The sequence below is a fragment of the Kitasatospora purpeofusca genome, assembly GCF_036010405.1.
GTDB lineage: Bacteria > Actinomycetota > Actinomycetes > Streptomycetales > Streptomycetaceae > Kitasatospora > Kitasatospora purpeofusca.
On the sequence record NZ_CP108561.1, the window covers coordinates 1,050,560 to 1,068,729 of the forward strand.

At 75.6% G+C, this 18,170-nt stretch carries 13 protein-coding genes; 7 read left to right on the forward strand and 6 right to left on the reverse strand.

From position 1 onward, the window contains the following. Positions 1-20: 20 nt before the first annotated feature. The gene (locus OG715_RS04600; protein ID WP_266277151.1) at positions 21-5,027 is read right to left on the reverse strand and encodes a non-ribosomal peptide synthetase; all 5,007 of its coding nucleotides are present in this window, start codon (positions 5,025-5,027) and stop codon (positions 21-23) included. Between the two features lie 690 nt (positions 5,028-5,717). On the opposite strand from OG715_RS04600, the gene OG715_RS04605 reads away from it, so the two are divergent. Then, positions 5,718-6,155 (forward strand): YchJ family protein, encoded by a 438-nt coding sequence (locus OG715_RS04605; protein WP_266277149.1) that lies wholly within the window; start codon positions 5,718-5,720, stop codon positions 6,153-6,155. Positions 6,156-6,263: 108 nt separating this feature from the next. On the opposite strand, the gene OG715_RS04610 is transcribed toward OG715_RS04605, so the two are convergent. Next, the gene (locus OG715_RS04610) at positions 6,264-7,211 is read right to left on the reverse strand and encodes a polysaccharide deacetylase family protein (RefSeq protein WP_407661093.1); all 948 of its coding nucleotides are present in this window, start codon (positions 7,209-7,211) and stop codon (positions 6,264-6,266) included. A 240-nt stretch (positions 7,212-7,451) separates the two neighbouring features. On the opposite strand from OG715_RS04610, the gene OG715_RS04615 reads away from it, so the two are divergent. Together OG715_RS04615 and OG715_RS04620 are read left to right on the forward strand one after the other, a co-directional pair. Next, a complete protein-coding gene (locus tag OG715_RS04615; protein ID WP_266277145.1) occupies positions 7,452-8,018 on the forward strand; it encodes a GNAT family N-acetyltransferase in 567 nt (188 codons plus the stop codon). After that, positions 8,005-8,547, forward strand: coding sequence for a 2'-5' RNA ligase family protein (locus tag OG715_RS04620; protein WP_266277143.1), 543 nt, complete (start codon positions 8,005-8,007; stop codon positions 8,545-8,547). The genes OG715_RS04615 and OG715_RS04620 overlap by 14 nt, the downstream gene beginning before the upstream one ends. A gap of 87 nt (positions 8,548-8,634) precedes the next feature. Here the strand turns inward: OG715_RS04620 and OG715_RS04625 are convergent, their stop codons facing one another. After that, positions 8,635-9,540, reverse strand: a complete 906-nt coding sequence (locus OG715_RS04625; protein ID WP_266277141.1) for a carbohydrate kinase family protein — start codon at positions 9,538-9,540, stop codon at positions 8,635-8,637. A gap of 459 nt (positions 9,541-9,999) precedes the next feature. On the opposite strand from OG715_RS04625, the gene OG715_RS04630 reads away from it, so the two are divergent. From OG715_RS04630 to OG715_RS04645, 4 genes are all read left to right on the forward strand, one after another. Next, positions 10,000-11,520, forward strand: a complete 1,521-nt coding sequence (locus OG715_RS04630; protein ID WP_407660946.1) for a M1 family metallopeptidase — start codon at positions 10,000-10,002, stop codon at positions 11,518-11,520. Between the two features lie 520 nt (positions 11,521-12,040). Beyond that, on the forward strand, positions 12,041-12,562 hold the full coding sequence (locus OG715_RS04635) for a SigE family RNA polymerase sigma factor (protein WP_266277139.1): 522 nt from the start codon (positions 12,041-12,043) through the stop codon (positions 12,560-12,562). Next, positions 12,549-13,556 carry a hypothetical protein gene (locus OG715_RS04640; protein ID WP_266277137.1) on the forward strand — a complete coding sequence of 336 codons (1,008 nt, stop codon included), beginning with the start codon at positions 12,549-12,551 and terminating at the stop codon, positions 13,554-13,556. The genes OG715_RS04635 and OG715_RS04640 overlap by 14 nt, the downstream gene beginning before the upstream one ends. A gap of 61 nt (positions 13,557-13,617) precedes the next feature. After that, positions 13,618-13,866: a hypothetical protein gene (locus OG715_RS04645; RefSeq protein WP_266277135.1), complete on the forward strand. Its 249-nt coding sequence runs from the start codon at positions 13,618-13,620 to the stop codon at positions 13,864-13,866. Positions 13,867-14,007: 141 nt separating this feature from the next. Here the strand turns inward: OG715_RS04645 and OG715_RS04650 are convergent, their stop codons facing one another. The 3 genes from OG715_RS04650 to OG715_RS04660 all read right to left on the reverse strand — a co-directional run bounded on the left by OG715_RS04650 (position 14,008) and on the right by OG715_RS04660 (position 18,027). Continuing rightward, complete coding sequence (locus tag OG715_RS04650) at positions 14,008-15,636, reverse strand: sigma-70 family RNA polymerase sigma factor (protein WP_266277133.1); 1,629 nt, start codon at positions 15,634-15,636, stop codon at positions 14,008-14,010. Positions 15,637-15,873: 237 nt separating this feature from the next. Then, on the reverse strand, positions 15,874-16,905 hold the full coding sequence (locus OG715_RS04655; RefSeq protein ID WP_266277131.1) for a CAP domain-containing protein: 1,032 nt from the start codon (positions 16,903-16,905) through the stop codon (positions 15,874-15,876). Between the two features lie 324 nt (positions 16,906-17,229). Beyond that, positions 17,230-18,027 (reverse strand): maleylpyruvate isomerase N-terminal domain-containing protein, encoded by a 798-nt coding sequence (locus OG715_RS04660; RefSeq protein ID WP_407660947.1) that lies wholly within the window; start codon positions 18,025-18,027, stop codon positions 17,230-17,232. Positions 18,028-18,170: the final 143 nt, after the last annotated feature.

Sequence of the window (18,170 nt, forward strand, 5' to 3'; positions counted from 1 at the left end):
TCGGGGGTGGGTGGGGCGGTTCACAGGGTGCTCCCGGCGGTCTCGTCGAGGTCGTCCGGCTCACCGAGGTCGCCGAGGTCGTCGAGGTCGTCGATCTCCTCCAGCAGGCGCTCCTCGACCCGGCGGGCCAGGGCGGCCAGGGTGCGGTCCTCGAAGACGACGCGCAGGGGCAGTTCGGTCTCGAAGGTGTCCCGGATCCGCGCCAGCAGCCGGGTGGCGAGCAGCGAGTGCCCGCCGAGCGCGAAGAAGTCGTCGTGCCGGGAGACCCGCTCCACCTTGAGGACCTCGGTCCACAGGTCCGCGAGCAGTTCCTCGCAGTCGCCCTCGGGCGGGGCGCCGGCCCCGCCGAGCTGCGGCACCGGCAGCGCGGCCCGGTCGACCTTGCCGCTGGGGGTCAGCGGCAGCGCGTCGAGCAGGACGAGCCCGGCGGGCACCATGTAGTCGGGCAGCCGCTCGACCAGGGCGCCGCGCAGCGCGTCCTCGGTCAGGCCCGGGGCGACGGCGTAGCCGGCCAGGGCCGGCCCGGCCGGGGTCTCGACCAGCCGGGCGGCGCCCGCGACGACCCCCGGGAGGGCCGTGATCGCGGCCTCGATCTCGCCCAGCTCGATCCGGAAGCCGCGCAGCTTGACCTGGGCGTCGGCGCGGCCGTGGTACTCCAGCCGGCCGTCGGCGCGGCGGCTGGCGAGGTCGCCCGTGCGGTACATCAACGCACCGTCGGTGCGGCCCGGTTCGGCGGTGAAGCGCTCGGCGGTCAGCTCGGGCCGGCCGTGGTAGCCGAGCGCGACGCCGGCTCCGGCGATGCACAGCTCGCCGATGCCGTTGACCGGGACGGTCTGGCCGGAGCGGTCGAGCAGGTGCAGCCGGGTGTTGGCGACGGGCGCGCCGAGGGCCACCACGCCGCCGTGGGCGACGAGTTCGGGGGTGACCCGCTGGACGGTGGACCAGACGGTGGTCTCGGTCGGCCCGTAGAGGTTCCACAGCGAGCCGACCCGGCCGAGCAGCGTGCGGGCGAGGTCGGCGGTGAGCGCCTCGCCGCCGCACAGCGCGGTCAGTCCCGGGGCACCGGCCCAGTCGGCCTCCAGCAGCATCCGCCAGGTGGCGGGGGTGGCCTGGAGGTGGGTGACGCCCTGCTTCTCCACCCAGGCGCCGAGCGCGGCCCCGTCGGTGGCGGTGGCCCGGTCGGCGATCTCCACCCGGGCGCCGGTGACCAGCGGCAGCCACAGCTCCAGACCGGCGATGTCGAAGGTCACGGTGGTGACGGCGGCCATCACGTCCCGCCCGGTGAGGCCGGGTTCGCGGCCCATCGAGGTCAGGAAGTTGACGATCGCCCGGTGCGGCACGGCGACGCCCTTCGGGGTGCCGGTGGAGCCGGAGGTGTACAGCAGGTAGGCCGGGTCCTCCGGGCCGACCTCGACGTCCGGTGCCTGGGCCGGGGCGGCGGCGTGCGCGGGCCCGTCCACGAGGACGGCCTCCCGGCCGCGCAGCAGTTCGTCCCCGGCGGTCGCGCCCTCGGCGACCACCACGGTGACACCGGCGTCGTCGAGCACGGCCCGGTTGCGGGCGAGCGGCTGGTCGACGTCCAGCGGCAGGTAGGCGGCGCCGCTGCGCAGCACGCCGAGCAGGGCGGCGGGCAGCAGCCGGCCGCGCCGGACGGCGACCGCGACCAGGTGGCCGGGGCCGACGCCGCGGGCGCCCAGCAGATGGGCCAGCCGGTCGGCGGTGTCCAGGAGTCCGGCGTAGTCGAGGGTGCCGTCGGCGGCGGACACGGCGGGCGCGCCCGGGGTGAGGGCGGCCCGGTCGGCGACCAGCCGGTGCAGCGGGGCGTCGGGGATCGGCGCCCCGGTGCGGTTGACCGGCTCGTCCGCCGCGAGTTCGGCGGCGGAGAGCATGACCAGCTCGCCGAGCGGGCGGTCGGGTTCGGCGACGGCGGCGGACAGCAGCGCGACCAGGTGGTCGAGCGCGGCGCGCACGGAGCGCTCCTCGTAGCGGGAGGTGCGGTACTCGGCGGACAGCAGCGGGCCGTCGGCCGGGAACTCCAGGAACAGCGAGAGGTCGGTCTTGGCGGTGCCGTTGCACACCTCGGCGACGAAGGTGAGCTTCAGGTCCGGCAGTTCGACGCCGGCCACCGGGTGGTTCTGGACGGCGAGCAGCACCTGGGAGATCGGCGAGGCGGTGAGGCCGGGCGAGCCGCCGTAGCGCCGGGCGTGGTCCACGAAGGGGTGGCCGCTGTGGTCCGCCGCCTCCAGGACGACCGGGCGGACCCGGGCGACCAGCTCGCGGAAGGTGTCGGCGCCGGCCACGTCGAAGCGCAGCGCGACGGTGTTGATCAGCGAGCCGATCACGGTCTCCAGCTCGGGCACCGGGCGGACGGCGAAGGGGCTGATCACGGCGACATCCGTGCGGCCGGTGTAGCGGTGCAGCACTCCGCCGAGCGCGGCGAGCACCACCGTGTAGAGGCTGGCGCCCTCCCCGGCGGCCCACTTCTCGACGCCCTCGACGAACCCTTCGTCCAGCCGGCGGGCGAGCCGGCGGCCGGCGATGTCCTGCGGGTTGGGGCGCCGGCGGTCGCCGGGCAGGTGCTGGTCGCCCTCGACGCCGCGCAGCCGCTCGGCCCAGCGCTCGGCGCCCTCGCGGCCGGCCTCGACGTCGCGCAGCTCCCAGCGGGCGACGTCGGACAGCTGGAGCGCGGGCTCGGGCAGTTCGCCCTCCCGCAGGGCGCGGGCGACCTCGGCGAGCAGCAGACCGGCGGCCCAGCCGTCGGCCGCGGCGTGGTGCACGGTGAGCAGCAGCTCGTGCCGGTCCGTGTCGGTCCGCAGCGCGAGGGCGCGCAGCAGCCGGCCGCCGGCGAGGTCGAGCGGGCGGGCGGCCTCGGCGCGCAGCGCGTCGTCGATCGCCTCCTCGTCGGCCACCTGCCCGTGCGGGCCGACGAGGTCGAGCAGCGGCACCTCGACCGGGTACGGCGGGCGGACGTCGGCGACGGCGTCGTCCAGCTCGCTCGGGTTCGGGTCGCCGTACAGGGCGGTGCGCAGCGACTCGTGGCGGCGGACGACCTCGGTGAGCGCGCGGCCGAGGGCCTCGCGGTCGAGGGTGCCCTCGGCGCGAATCCGCACCGGCACGTTGTAGAGCGGGCTGTCGGTCTGGACGGCCTCGTGCAGCCACAGTTCGCGCTGGAACTCGGTGGCGCGGGCGGGCAGGTGGGCCTCCCGCTTCGGCGGTTCCACGGAGGCCCGGCCACCGCCGCCGTTGGCGGCCCGGACGGCCAGCGCGGCGACGGTCGGGGCGGCGAAGAACTCGGCGAGCGGCACCCGGGTGCCGAACTCGCGCTCGACCCGGGCCAGCAGGCCGACCGCGAGCAGGGAGTGGCCGCCGAGGTCGAGGAAGACGTCGTGCACGCCGACCTCGGGGACGCCGAGCAGGCCCTGCCAGAGTTCGGCGATCCGGATCTCGGCGGGGGTGCGGGGGGCGACGAACAGCTCCTGCCCGCCGCGGCTGCGGGCGACCGGGGGCAGCGCCTTGCGGTCGGTCTTGCCGTTGGGGGTGAGCGGCAGTTCCGCCAGCACGGCGACGGCCAGCGGCACCATGTAGCCGGGCAGGGCGGCGGCGCAGTGGGCGCGCAGTTCGGCGGGCGTCGGTCCGGCGGCGCCGGGGGCGGGCTGGACGAAGGCGGCCAGGTAGTCGCCGGCCTCGTCGCGCTGGACGACGGCGGCGGCGGCCTCGACCTCGGGGTGGGTGGCGAGCACCGCCTCGATCTCGCCGAGTTCGACCCGGAAGCCGCGGACCTTCACCTGGTGGTCGACCCGTCCGTGGTACTCCAGGTCGCCGTCGGGCAGTCGGCGGACCAGGTCCCCGGTGCGGTAGCAGCGCAGGCCGTCGACGTGGACGAAGCGCTCCTCGGTGAGGTCGGGGCGGCCGTGGTAGCCGCGGGCCAGGCCCTCGCCGGAGAGGTACAGCTCGCCGATGCCGCCGTCCGGCACGGGTATCCGCTGCTCGTCGAGGACGTGGTCGAGGGTGCCGGCGAGCGGGCGGCCGATGACCGGCTCGCCGGTCCCGCCGCGGGCGACCAGCGACCAGGTGGAGTAGACGGTGTCCTCGGTGGGCCCGTACAGGTTGTAGAGGCGCTCGACGCCGGGCTGGGCGTGGACCTTGTCCGCGATGTGGCGGGGCAGCGCCTCGCCGGCCAGGTTGACCACGCGCACGCCGGCCGGCAGTCCGCCGCTGTCGGCCGGGTCGCCGGACAGGCTTTCGGCACGCAGCAGCGCGGCTATCGCGCTGGGCACGGTGTTGACCAGGGTGACCTCGTCCCGGGCCGGCAGCTCGGGGAGGGCGAGGACGTTCTCGGCGACCACGATCGTGCCGCCGACGGAGAGCGGGAGGAACAGCTCGTACACCGAGATGTCGAAGCACACGGAGGTGCCGAAGAGCACCCCGGTGAGGTCGGCGGCGGTGTAGGTGTCGGCGGCCCAGCGGAGCATGGCGTTGACGCCGCGCTGGGTGACCGAGACGCCCTTGGGGCGGCCGGTGGAGCCGGAGGTGTAGAGGACGTAGGCCAGTGCGTCGGTGGCCACGTCGCCGGTGGTGGGGCGCGCGGCGGCCGGGTCGAGCGGGGCGGCGGGGCCGTCGCCGTCGACGTGGAGGAGGGTGGCGCCCGCGCCGTTCAGCAGGTGCTCGTGCGCACTGTCGGTGAGCACGACCGGGGCCTGCGCGTCGCCGACGACCAGTTCGAGGCGGTCGCGCGGATAGGCCGGGTCGAGCGGCACGTAGGCCCCGCCGGCCCGTAGCACCGCCAGCAGGCCGACCACGAGGTCGGCCGTTCGCGGCAGGCATACGCCGACCAAGGTCTCGGCCCGGACGCCGGCGGCGGCCAGCCGGCCCGCTACCGCGGCGGTCGCGGCGTCCAGTTCACGGTAGGTCAGCCGGCGTGTGCCGTCGATCACGGCCGTGGCGTCAGGGGTTCTTCTGACCTGCGCGGCCACCAGTTCGGCCAGTGGTGCTGCCGGATCCAGTGGAGTAAGTCCCGTCGAACTCATCGCTTCTCTCCCGAGGGTGCTGCTGCATCGACTTGTGGTCGGCGAGAAATGGGCGGTGTGCCCTGGGAGATGGTGGGGTAAAGATCTACGAATCACCAGCACATTTCCGTCACTCGTTCGATATGCCGGAAAGATCACCTCTCCCGGCCTGGTCGGAGTGGCCCGATCTGACGGTTCGTCGGCGATTTCACCCGGATTGACAGCCCCCTTGGCAGCGCCGGTCCGTACCGATAGCGTTTCACCGACGGTTCGTCAGTTGGCGCACACCTGTGTCCCACTGGCACCGCAAGCAGATTTCCGGACTCAATCTTGTCCGAGGGCAGTCAAGATCTGGCCGATAGTGCGGCTCCCGCGCCCGGCCGCCGAACCCCCGCCCCCACCCCCACCCGGCCTGCTCGGGCGGCAATCCCCGAAGGCGGCGGACGCAGGCGGACCGGCCGCAGATCTGTGTGCAAACGGTGTGCATTCACGGGAGACTCCGGGAGGATCTGCCGACAACTCGGCCACCCGGCACACGCCGGGTTCCCACCCACACTCCGCCACCCGCCGTCCCGACCGCCCGGGACCCCGGTCACGTCCCGGTCCCGGGCCGACCGCCGGGCCCCGCCTCCCTGCGGTCGAGCTTCTCCGCTCCCCCGCTTCCCCGCAGTCGGGCCTCGCGCCCGGCGGGAAGGGGCCAGAATGGAGCGCATGTCCCGACGTCGTTCCGCGCCCCGTGCCAGCACGCCCGCGCCGCGCCTGCTCCCCTCCTCGCCCTGCCCCTGCGGCCTGCCCGGCAGCTACGCCGAGTGCTGCGGCCGACTGCACCGGGGCCAGGTCGCCGCCACCACCGCCGAGGCGCTGATGCGCTCGCGCTACAGCGCCTTCGCCGCCCGCGACGAGGCCTACCTGCTGCGCACCTGGCACCCGGACACCCGGCCGGAGAGCGTGGACTTCGACCCGGGGCTGCGCTGGGTGCGGCTGGAGGTGCTCTCCACCGGGGAGGGCGGGGCCTTCCACGCCGAGGGCACGGTGGCCTTCCGCGCCCACTTCACGGAGGGCCGGGAGGACGGTGTCCTCACCGAGCACAGCCGGTTCGTGCGGCACGAGGGCGCCTGGGTGTACCTGGACGCGCTCTCGCTCGACTGAGCCGGGCCTGCCGGGGTCGCGGGCAGGGGGATGAGCGGGTGGGCGGGTGCCGGGGTGGGCGGCCCCGGAGGACCGCCCGCCCGTGCACCCTTGCACCCTTGCACCCGGCTACAGGTAGTCGTCCAGCCGGGCCAGGGCGAAGCCCTGCGCGGTGACCTCGTCGACCACCTTGCGCAGCAGGTCGGGCATGGTCCCCGGCCACAGGTCGGTGCCGCGGAAGTGGGTCAGGATGATGTCGCCCGGGTGCAGCCGCTGGTCCTCGTAGCGGTACTCCATCCGGTCCGGGAAGGCCTCCTCGTTCCACAGCGGCACCGCCTCGATGCCGCAGGAGCCGGCGGCCCGCAGGGTGTCCTCGTTGTACTCGCCGTAGGGCGGCCGGAAGAGCCGGGGGCGGCTGCCGATCTGTCCTTCCAGCTGGTCCTGCTGGCGGCAGATCTCGTCGCGCTGGGTCGCGTAGTCGAGGACCTTGAGGTTGCGGTGGTTGATGGTGTGGTTGTTGACCGCGTCGCCCTGCTCGGACAGCCGGCGGAAGTAGCCGTAGTCGGAGCGGGCCAGGTAGTCGGCGACGAAGGTGGACAGCGGGATGCCGAGCTCGGCCGCCATCCGGCTGAACTCCGGGTCCTTCTCGGCGCCGTCGTCCACCGTCAGGAAGACGATCGGCTGCTCGGTCGGCACCCGGTAGACCACCGGCGGCAGCCCGTCCGCGAGCTTGACGCCCTGTGCGGCGCGCAGCTCGGGCCGGCCCGCCGGGGGCTGCGGGGCCGGCAGCGGCAGCCGGGCCAGGCCCCAGCGGCGGGCGGTCTCCAGCGCCGTGCGGGCGGCCTCGGCCTTTCGGGCCACCGCCTCGCCGCCGGCCTCCTCCTCCGCTCTGGCCGGCCCCGGGAGGACCGCCGGAACCGCCGGAACGGCCGGGGCCGCCTGAGCGGCCTGTGCGGCCTGTGCGGCCGGGGGCCGGGGCCCGCCCCGGTCGGTCGCCGCACTCGCCCCGGCCCGCGCCGTCGACGGCACCGCACCGCCCCCGGCCGAGCCGCCGCACCCCGCGACCGCGGCCACCAGGCACACCGCCGCGACCAGCCCGCCCCGTCCCCGCCCGCGCCGGGGCCCGGCCGACCCCCGATTAATGCGATTATCTGATGGTCTGTCCATAACCCCACTGCTCCCCCGCCACGCCGGGCACCCAATCCACCCGTCACCCACCCGGCCCACCCGGGCCCGCGCCCCCGACCTGCGGCTACAGTCCCGCCGATGATCGAAAAGGGTTGGCGCCCGACGCGGACGGCGCCCGATAATGCGCCCATGACGACGAGCACGACGAGTACGCCGCACAGCACCGGAGCCTCCTGGGCGGTCGCGCCCGCCGATGTCGGGTCCGCCGAGTCCCTGGCCCTGCTGCGCGAGTACTTCACCGACGTCGCCAACCGCTACTACCGGCTCCACTTCGACCGGGACGGCACGGCCGAGGAGATCGAGACCGGCCTCGCCGCCAACTCCAGCGACCACCTCGCCCCGCCCACCGGGGTCTTCCTGCTCGGCCGGTACGCGGGCGAGGCCGAGTCCTGCGCCGGTCTGCGGGTGCTCGACGCCACGACCGTCGAGCTGACCCGGGTGTACGTCCGGCCGTCCCGACGCGGCACCGGCGGCGGCACCCGGCTGCTCGCCGCCGTCGAGGAGGCGGCACGGTCCCTCGGCGCCCGCCGGATCGTCCTGGACACCCGGCTCGACCTGGTCGAGGCCCGCGCGCTCTACACCCGGCACGGCTACCGCGAGATCCCCGCCTACGGCAACAGCCCGTACGCCGAGGTCTGGTACGGCAAGGACCTCGTAACGGAGCAGCGACCGGGCGGGGCCCGTGCAGACGGTTGAGCTGCTCTGCGACCCGCCGTTCGACCGGGCCGTACGGGCCGTGTGGCAACGGCTGGCGGACGCCGGGGTGGACAGCCTCGCCCACAACCCCCACCCGGGCCACCGCCCGCATCTCACCCTGGCCACCTGCGCCCGGATGCCCGTCGGCGCCGCCGAGCGGCTCGACGAACTCATGGCCGAAGCGCTGCCGTTGACGGTCCGGCTGACCGGCCTGCTGTCCTTCGCGGCCCGCAGTCGGCGCCGGGTGCTCAGCTGGGCGATCGTGCCCACGGTCGAGCTGGTGCAGCTCCACCAGCGCGTCTGGGAGGTCCTGGACGGCGCCGAGGAACCCGCCCCCCACTACGTCCCCGGCCACTGGTCCCCGCACCTCGGCCTCACCCGCCGCCTCACCCCGGAGGACGTCTCCCTCGCCCACACCGCCCTCGGCCGCCACCCGGACCTCACCGGAACCTTCACGGCCGCCCGCAGCTTCGACTCCGAGGCCCAGCTGACCCGCCCGTTGGGCGTGGTCGACGGCACCCTCGGCTGACGCGGTCCGCGAGCGGAAGGCACCATCGGCGCACACCCGCGCCCCGTTCGACTTCCTCCGCTCCCGGCCCGCACCGGCGCGGCGGCCTCAGCCCAGGACCGAGGCCAGCTCCGCCGCGTCGGGCGGGTTCGCACCGGGGCGGGTGACCGTGAGAGTGGCTGCGGCCGTGGCGCGGGCGAGGGCGGTGTCGAGGCTCGCACCGGCGCGGCGGGCGTGCAGGAGGGCCGAGGTGAAGGCGTCGCCCGCGCCCACCGTGTCGGCGACCTCGACCGTGCGGGCGGGTGCCTCCACCCGCCGGCCGTCGGCGGTGAGTGCGAAGGCGCCGGCCGGCCCCCGGGTGACCGCGACGGTTGCCGGGCCGAGGCCGAGCCAGTGCCGGGCCACCTCCTCCGGGTCCTCACCGGGGTAGAGCCGGGCGAGGTCCTCGTCGCTGGCCTTCACCAGATCTGCGAGCCCCACGCAGCGCTCCACCCGGCGGACGGCCTCGCCGTGCTCGCCCATCAGCGCGGGCCGCACATTGGGGTCGTAGCTCACACCGGCCCGGCCGCGCCAACGCTCGGCCAGCGCGAGTACGGCCGCCGCTCCCGGTCCGGTGACGGCGGCGATCGAACCGATGTGCAGATGCCCGGGCGGGAAGGGCAGTTCGACCGGCGGGAGGGTCCAGCCGATGTCGAAGGTGTACTGGGCCCGCCCCTGCTCGTCGAGCCGCACGACCGCCGACGGGGTGCGCGGGGCGTCCGCCCCCTCGGCCCCCTCGGCCCCCTCCGCACCGGACAGCAGGGTGACGCCGGCGGACTCCAGGTGCGCGCGGATCAGTCGGCCGTACGGGTCCTCGGCGAGCTGGGTGAGCAGCGCGACGGGCTCGCCCAGCCGGGCCAGCCCGTAGGCGACGTTGGCCGGGCTGCCGCCGGGGTGGACGACGTCGGGCGCGCCGTCGGTGCGGACGACATCGGCGACGCACTCGCCGATCACCACGAAGTGCGGGCTGGTCACGGGGCTGCTCCTGCCGGTCCGGTGCGCCGGCGGGGCTGCGGGCGGCCGGCGCGGCTGCCCAGCCTACGAGGTGGCCGGCGGGGCGGGAGAAGGGGTGCGCGCGGCGGGGAATGGCTCTGCGCGCGTGCGGGGCGGATCGGAGGGCATCGGCCCCGCACGCGGGCATGAGTACGGCCGCCGGACCTGGCCAGGTTCTCCGACGGCCGTGGCCCCGCCCGTCAGGGGGTGGGGCTCTTCGAAGGTATGACACTGCGCAGCCGCTCGGCCACCATGGTGGTCCGTCCGGGGGACGGCCGCGTGTCGCCCCCGTCCGGGGCCGACGGGTGCGGGGCGGTCCGCGCAGGTCGGAGCGGTGGGGGCGGGGATTGTCGGAGGGCCCTGCTACGGTCCGTGCCCGGAAGGTCGCTCACCGGAACCGGGCCCGCCGGGGCCGGAACGGGGCCTTCCGACACGAGAGAGGTGATCGCCTTGTCCTGGCACCGTTCCGTCCTCGCCGCCACGCTCGCGCTCGCGGCGGTACCGCTCGGTCTGGCCCCGGCGGCCGCGGACAGCCCGGGCGCGGGCCCGCCGGCCACCGGGGACCCGGTCTTCCCCGCGCTCGGCACCACCGACTACGACGCCCAGTCCTACGACCTCGCGTTCACCTACCGCCCCACGACCAGGACGGTCGACGCCACCACGGCGATGACCGCCCGCGCCCGCACCGAGCTGCCGAGCCTGGAGCTGGACGCGCTCGGCCTGGACGTGCACGCCGTCCGGGTCGACGGGCGCCCGGCCGGCTTCCGGACGCACGACGAGAAGCTGACCGTGGTCCCGGAGCGACCGGTCCGGGCCGGGGCCGTGCTGCGGGTCGAGGTCGAGTACAGCGCCGACCCGAGGGCCGCGCTGCCGCACACGGGCTGGGTGGTGACGCCCGACGGCTTCGCGGTGGCCGGCCAGCCGGACGGCGCTCACACCGTGTTCCCGTGCAACGACCGGCCGGGCGACAAGGCCCGCTTCACCGTCGCCGTGACCGCGCCGGACGAGCTGTACGGGGTGGCCAACGGTCTGCCGACCGCCACCGAGCCGCACTCCGACGGCACCACCACCCGGCGCTACCGGTCGCGCGAGCCGATGGCGACCGAGCTGCTCCAGGCCTCGGTGGGCCGCTACACGGTCCGTGAGCGCCCGGGCCCCGACGGGCTGCCGCTGCGCGACGTCGTGCCCACCGCGCGGGCGGCCGACCTGGAGCCCGCGCTCGCCCTGACCCCCGGCCAGCTGGGCTGGGCCGAGCAGCACCTCGGAGCCTTCCCGTTCGAGACGTACGGGCTGCTGCCGGCCGACACCGACGACCCGGCGGCGTTCGGCTTCACCGGGCTGGAGACGCAGACGCTCACGCTCTACAAGCCGAACTTCCTGCGCCAGCCCGAGCGGCAGATCGGCTCGCACATGATGCACGAGCTGGTGCACTCGTGGTTCGGGAACAGCGTCACCCCGGGCACCTGGGCCGATCTCTGGCTGAACGAGGGCCATGCCGACTTCTACGGTCTGATGTACCGCTACGAGCGCGGCTGGCCGGACTCCGGTGGCTTCACCACCCTCGCCGACCGGATGCGGAGCGTCTACGCCCAGGGCGACCAGTGGCGCCACGACTCCGGGCCGGTGGCCGCGCCGACCGCCGCGACACTGTTTGACAGCCAGCGGTACACCGGCGGCGCACTGGTGCTGTTCGCGCTGCGGGAGCGGGTCGGGCCCGAGGTGTTCGACCGGATCGAGCGGGCCTTCCTGCGGCGGCACCGGAGCGGCACCGCCACCACCTCCGACTTCCTGCGCACGGCGGACGAGGTCTCCGGGCAGTCGCTCGGCGGCTTCCTGCGCGACTGGCTCTACGGGGAGCGGACCCCGCCCATGCCGGGGCACCCCGACTGGACGGTGGATCCGGTCGATCCGGGCGCGGCACGGCGGGCGGGAGGTGTGCCGAAGGGCTCGGGCACGCTCTGACGGCGTCCGGGCACGAACGGGGAGGAACGGAGTGCGGGCCCGGAAGGGCCGGGGCGGACCGGCGCGGGGGCGGAGCCGGGCCTCACCCGGCGCGCCCGGCGGGTGCGCCCGGGCGCCCTTCGCACGCCCTTGGCGGGCCGCCGGTGGCGGGCGGATCGTGGTGACCACGGCCCGCTCGCCGCCCGGCCGAGTCCCGGCCGGCTCGCGGGCCGTCCAGTGTTCGTCCCCGACCCGTGCCGCCCTCGCGCCGCCCCGTGTCCGCCCCCGTGCCCGCCCCGGGTCCCACCGGCAGGGCCGTCGCGGACCGCCCTCGGCCGACCCCGCTGTGGGCCCCCACCTGGCCACCCGGGAAAATGGACCGGTCGGACAGGCAACCCGGCGCCGACCCCAACGCGTTCAGCAGCCGTGAGAACGAGCGCGAGGACCCGGCGGCCACGGCCGACCGGCAGGACCGCCGCCAGCGACCTGGCGGCGCGGATGACGGAAACGGTGGCGGGAGCGGTATGGCGGGGGCGTCGGGATGAGCGAAGCGAGACCGGACTTCGAGGAGTTCGTCGCCGCCCGCAGCCCTCGGCTGCTCAGGATGGCGTGGCTGCTGACCGGCGACCCGTACCTGGCCGAGGACCTGCTCCAGACCGCGCTGGCCAAGGTCTGGCCGCGCTGGGAGCAGGTCGCGATCGATCGGCCCGAGGCGTACGTCCGCCGGGTGCTGGTGAACTCGCACGTCTCCTGGTGGCGCCGCCGCTGGCAGGGCGAGCTGCCGCACGACCGGCTGCCGGAGCCGCCGACGGTCGCCGACCCGTTCGACTCCGTGGTGACCGGCCAGGTGGTCGCCGCTGCGGTGCGGGCACTCCCGGCCCGGCAGCGGGCCGTGGTGGTGCTGAGGTTCTTCGAGGACCTCAGCGTGGAGGACACCGCCGAGGCGCTGGGCTGCACCACGGGCACCGTCAAGAGCCAGACGCACCGCGCGCTGCAGGCGCTGCGCGGCAAGCTTCCGGCCAGGGAACTGCTGCTGGACGGGGGTCGTCGTGACGGAGCGTGACTTCGCCGCGTGGGAACGCGAGGCGGCTCTGGACCGCGAGACGGCCCTGGACCGGGCGGTGGCCGACGACCACGAGGTGGTGGACGAGCTGCGGGTGCTGCTCCAGTTGGCCGCGCCCCACCTCTCGGCGCCCGCGGACCGGATGGACCGGGTGCTGGCCCGGGCCGCCCTGGCCCGCCGGCGCCGACGGCGAGCGGCCCTCGCGGCCGGACTCGCGGTCGGTCTGACCGCGGCCGTGCTGGCCGCCGCCCCGGCGCTCGCGCCCGGGCCGACGGGCACCGTGCTCGGCCCCGCCGCCTCGGGACCGGCCCTCGGCGCGATGCCGGCCGCCGGTGCGCCGAGCGGTGCGCCCGCCGGCTCCCCCGAGGCCTCGGCAAGTGCCTCCCCCGGCCCGGGCTCGGGCGACCCGAGAAGCCCCTCACCGGCCGAATCCCCGAGTGTCGGGGCCGACGGCGGTTCGACGGACGGCCCGACGGGCGACGCGATCGGTCCGCTCCGGCCGACCCGGTTCACCCTGCTGGACGGGGTGATCATCGATGTGCCGGACGCCTGGTCCGAGCTCACCCTCCTCGGCACGGCCGAACGGCCGGGGTCCGTCGGCTACCTGGCCTCCCAGTCCATCGCCCGGGAACCCGGCTGCCCGATCCGCAACGGCGTGCAGCAGCCCGTGTGCCTCGCCGCGGGGGGGCTGCTCGACAACTCGATGATCGTCTCGGTCCGGGTGCTCCGGGACGAGAAACTGGCCACCGAGGCGGCGGGCCGGTCAGCACTGCTCCGGGACACCGAGCTCGACAAGGACTGCGCGATCCACGGCGGCTCCCGGCAGCTCGTCGCGCAGCAGGTGGTCATCCCGAACGGGAAGGCGGAGGTCGTGGAGCTGTCGGCCTGTCTGCGGCGCCCGGCGCAGGAGACCCTGAGCACGCTGTACCGGCTCACCGCCTCGGTCCGCCTGTTCGGGACGGCGACGAACAGCCAGATCACCTCGACGGGCTGACGGTCTCCCGCAACCCGGCGGTCTCCCGTAACCCGGGTGGCGGAGCCTCGTTGGACGGGGCATGAAGAAGCGCAGCATGCTGGCCGTCGCCTCGCTCGCCGTCGGCGTCGTGGCCTCCCTGACCGCTCCCGCCGCCCACGCCGCCGCCCTCGGCGGTCAGGGCGATCTGACCGGCCCCCTCCAGGGCGGGCCCCTCGCCTCGGCCTCGGACGCGCTCCCGGGGCAGGTCGGCGACGCCGGCGGTGTGGTCGGCCAGGCGACCGGCCATGTCACGGGCGAAGCCCCGGGGCTGATCGGTCTCCCGTCCTGACGGAACACCCGGAAAACCGGAGCACTCGGAGCACCCGGAAAACCCGGCACGCTTCGGCTGCCCGGCCGTCCGGTGCGGTCCGGCCGACCCGCACGCGCGGCGAGCCGACCGGACCGCAGGGGCGGGCGGCCCGCACCCCCGTCAGCCGAGCGGGGTGCCCAGGTCCTGGGTCCAGTAGAGCCCGGCCGGGCCGGTGGTCACACCGATGCCGACGTCCTTGAACGCGCAGTCCAGCATGTTGGACTGGTGGATGCCGCCGTCCATCCAGCGGGAGAAGACCACCGCCGGGGCGCTCGGGCCCCGGTCGAGGTTCTCGCCCCACTGCGACCAGCGGTAGCCGGCCGCGTTGAGCCGGGCGTCCGCCCGGGTGCCGTCGGGGGCGAGGTGGTCGAAGAAGTTGCGGGCGACCATGTCGTCCGAGTGCTTCTGGGCGGCCGCGTGCAGCTTGGGGTCGATCCGCAGCGGGCCGCAGCCGCGTCGGCCCCGCTCCGCGTTGACCAGGTCGACCAGCTGTCGTTCCAGGCTCGGCGCGGTCGTGGTCGGCCGGGCGGTGGCCGGGGTCGCGGTCGGGGTGACCGCCGCCGGGCTGCTCGGCGCGGGCGGCACCTCGACCGGGGCGACCGTGACCGGAGCGGGTGGCGCGGTCTCCGCCGTCGGCGCGACTGCGGTCGCGGCCGGCGGTAGCGGCGCGTCCGGAGCACTGGCCGGGGTGGTCGGTTCCGGCGCGGGCTCGGCCGGCCGGGTGGGCTGGGGCCAGACCATCGCGAGCGTCGCCGCCGCGAGCACCACCGCCGTCCCGCCCGCCAGCACGCTCTTGCGGCGGGCCAGGTCCGTCCAACCACCCGGTCCGCCGGCCGGGTCGGTGGGCGGAGCACCGGCGCCGCCGGAGGCTCCGGCCGACCCTCCGGCCGCGCCGGCGTCGCCCGGGACCCCGCCCGATCCGGCTCCCGGCGTCCCCGCCGTCGCTCCGGCGGCCTGGAACGCGAGCCCGCTCGGCGCGTCCATCGGCACCGGTACCAGCGCCAGACCGGCCAGCAGCCCCTCCGCCGGGAACAGGTCGCGCCCCAGGCCGTCACAGGCCTGGCAGCCGCGGATGTGCCGGGCTATGCGCTTGCGCCAGACCGAGTTCGGCGTGCCGTCCCAGCCGGTCATCACCTCGGCCAGCTCCGGGCAGCGGGGGTAGGCGGTGAGCGCCCGGACCACCACCCGGCCGGCCTCCAGCTGCTTCTTCATCCGCTGGACCCGGACGGCGGTGTGCTGCGGCGTCAGGTCGAGCGCCTCGGCGAGTTCGGCGCGGGTCAGTTCGCCGGAAGCCTCCAGCCACCACAGGGCGAGCAGTTCCTTGTCGTCCGGGTCCAGCCAGCGGGTGGCCTCGGCGACCTCCCGGCGCTGGCCGGAGAGACCGAGCCGGAGAATGGTCAGATCGGTGAAGTCGGCGCGCGGGTCGGCCAGCTCCCAGCTCTCGTCGAGACCGCCGACGGCCGCCTGCTGCTGGACGGTCGACCGGCTGCGGACCTGGTTCATGGTGATCGCGACCAGCCAGGACCGGAACGATCCCGGGTCGCGCAGCCCCTCCAGGCCGTCGAGGGCCCGGATCATGGTCTCCTGCGCGATGTCGTCCACGTCGGCGTGGCCGTTCAACGCCCGGCCGGCGACGTTGTAGACCAACGGGAACCAGGCCGCGACCAGCGCCTCGCGCGCCTGCGCGTCGCCCGCCTGGGCCGCGCGCACGAGGGTCGTCCCGGCCCTGCTCTGCACGTCAACGTTCATGGGTCCGCACTCCGTCCGGCTGTCGTCCGTCCGCCACTGCCTCCTCGGAGACCGCTGGGGAGTGCTCAGATAACAACAATTTGCGCGGATTCGGAAAATCGGAGAACCGCGAGGCCACCGGCCGGGCCCGTGCGGGCCCGAACGGTGACTCCTCGGGAAGAGCGGTGGTTCGTCGGGAAGGTCGAACGCTCAAGCACTCACGGCGGCCCAGGACGGGTCAGGGCGGGTCAGGGCAGGTCAGGACGGCGAGGCGAAGACCTGGGTCCACCAGGGTCCGCCCGATCCGGTCCGGACGCCGACGCCGATCTGCTTGAAGGAGCAGTTGAGGATGTTGGCGCGGTGGCCGGGGCTGTTCATCCACGACTCCATCACCGCCGCCGGGTCCTTCTGGCCGCGCGCGATGTTCTCGCCCCAGCTGCTCCAGCGGTAGCCGGCCGCCTCGATGCGGTAGTCCGCGTGGCGGCCCTCGGGGCTGGCGTGGTCGAAGAAGTTGCGATCGGCCATGTCGTCGCTGTGGACCTGGGCGGCGGTGGTCAGCTTCGGGTCCACCGTGAGCGGTCCGCAACCGGCCTGCGAGCGCTGGGTGTTGACCAGGTCCGCCACCTGCTGGGCGAAGGAGCTGTTCGACGAACCGCCCGGCGCGGTGGTGGCGGTCGGGCGCGGAGCGGTCGGCGAGGGCTTGGCCGTGCTGGGGGCCGCTGTGGGGGCGGTGGTGGGGGCGCCGGTCGGCTTCCCCGGGTCGGGGGCGCCGGCGGTACCGCCGGGGGTGTTCCCGGCACCCGGGCCCGCGGTCGGGTTGCGCGGCGTGCCGGACGCAGTGGTCGGGGCCGTGGAGGCGGCGTGGCCCGGGGTGGTGGCCGAGGCCGAGGGCGTCGCCGGGGCGGTGCTGGGGGGAGGGGTGGCCGTGGCCGCGCGGGCCTGGTCGGTCGGGTCCGGGTCCTGGACCGGCGCGCCGCCCGCGCCGGGCACCTGGATGCCGTTCACGTCCCCGGCCTCGGCGGCGACCAGCGGCTCGTACGCCACCGCCTGCGAGCCGTTGTCGCTGCCCTCCTCGCCGCGGAACACCGCGTACCCGGCGCCGGTCAGCGCGGCGATCACGCTCGTGCCGGCGACGGCCGCGGCCACGGCCATCATCGGTCCCATCGCGCCCCGGCGACGGCGCCGGCCGTGGCCGCGCCGCCGTTCGGCGGCACGCCGCGCGGAGCGCCCGTCGGCGCCCTCGGGGCGCCCGGTCGCGGGGAGGATGGTGGTGCGGTCTTCGCTGTTCACCTGCGCACGCTTCCTGAGTTCTGGTCCGTCGGATCGGTCGGACGAGTGCCGACACCTGGGAGACCGGGGAGCGGTGGGCGGATAACAGAAAAGTGCGAACTGATTTCCGAACGAACCGAAGGGGCGGCGGTCGGGCCATGATGCCGCATCCACGACCGGGCCCGTCGGCACGCACGGGGGCGGTGCACCCGGCGGTCGTACGGGGGCGGCGGCCGGACGTCGCCCGGAACGCCGACCGGGGGCGGAATCCGTCGATTCCGCCCCCGGTGGTCGCGCCCGGCATACGCTCCGGCGGGTGCCGCGTACTCGCGCTGGACCCAGCCCCTAGACCTCGGGCTCCCAGGCGATCAGCTGTTCGATGATCTGCCGGTCGCCCTCCATCTTCAGCAGGTCGAGCGGCTGGCGGCCGTAGAAGCCGGCGAGGATCAGCTCACCGGCCGAGGACACGGTCGAGAAGTCGGCGGGGGCCAGGTCCGCCGAACCGGGGGTGCCGGGCGCGGGGATGCGGGCGACCCGCGCTCCCTCGGCGTCCACCCGCAGGCGCCAGGACCGGCCCTCGGTGACGTGGTAGTCGACGGTCGCGGGCTCGTGCGGCCAGGCGGCCGTCGTGGCGCAGCAGGTGACCAGGAACTCCTCGACGCCGTCCACGGCCACCTCCTCCGGCAGCGGCTGCGCGGCACCCGCGACGAGCTGGGCGTCGTAGGTGTGCACCGTGATCTCCTGGAGCTGGTGCCGGGCCACGGCACCCGAGGTCTGCGGCGCCTGCGAGGCGGGCCACCACGTCCAGCAGCCGCTGTCCGGGCCGGCCTCGCGCAGGGCGTCGAGCAGCTGCTGCGTGGACTCGGCCAGCCAGGCGATCAGGGCCTCGCGCTCCGACGGCACGGCCGCACCGGCCAGGGCGGCGGAGGTGTCGGGGCGGACCTCGGACGGCCCGGCGGCCACGATGATGCCCCAGTTGCGGCGCCCCTCCCCCAGGTGCCGCACCAGGTCGCGCAGCGTCCAGTCGGGGCAGGTCGGCACCTGCGCGTCGAGGTCGGGGGCGGCGGCGACCGCGGCGCGGAAGGCCGTCGACCGCTCGTCGATCAGACGGAGCAGGTCGGAAAAGTCCAAGGTGTTATGCACACCGGGTGTCTATCACCATGATCGAACCGCCCGCCATCGGTTTTTCGCGCGCGACCACCCGGCGTCCCCGCCGCGCGCGAGCGACCCGCGTCGCCGATCCTGGACGCCCGCCCGCACGCCGCCCCTGCCCCGCGCCCGCCCAG

Bases quoted from the DNA above. Each gene is read 5' to 3' on its own strand.
- OG715_RS04600 (WP_266277151.1), bottom strand. From the start codon at position 5,027: ATGAGTTCGACGGGACTTACTCCACTGGATCCGGCAGCACCACTGGCC.
- OG715_RS04605 (WP_266277149.1), top strand. From the start codon at position 5,718: ATGTCCCGACGTCGTTCCGCGCCCCGTGCCAGCACGCCCGCGCCGCGC.
- OG715_RS04615 (WP_266277145.1), top strand. From the start codon at position 7,452: ATGACGACGAGCACGACGAGTACGCCGCACAGCACCGGAGCCTCCTGG.
- OG715_RS04635 (WP_266277139.1), top strand. From the start codon at position 12,041: ATGAGCGAAGCGAGACCGGACTTCGAGGAGTTCGTCGCCGCCCGCAGC.
- OG715_RS04645 (WP_266277135.1), top strand. From the start codon at position 13,618: ATGAAGAAGCGCAGCATGCTGGCCGTCGCCTCGCTCGCCGTCGGCGTC.
- OG715_RS04650 (WP_266277133.1), bottom strand. From the start codon at position 15,636: ATGAACGTTGACGTGCAGAGCAGGGCCGGGACGACCCTCGTGCGCGCG.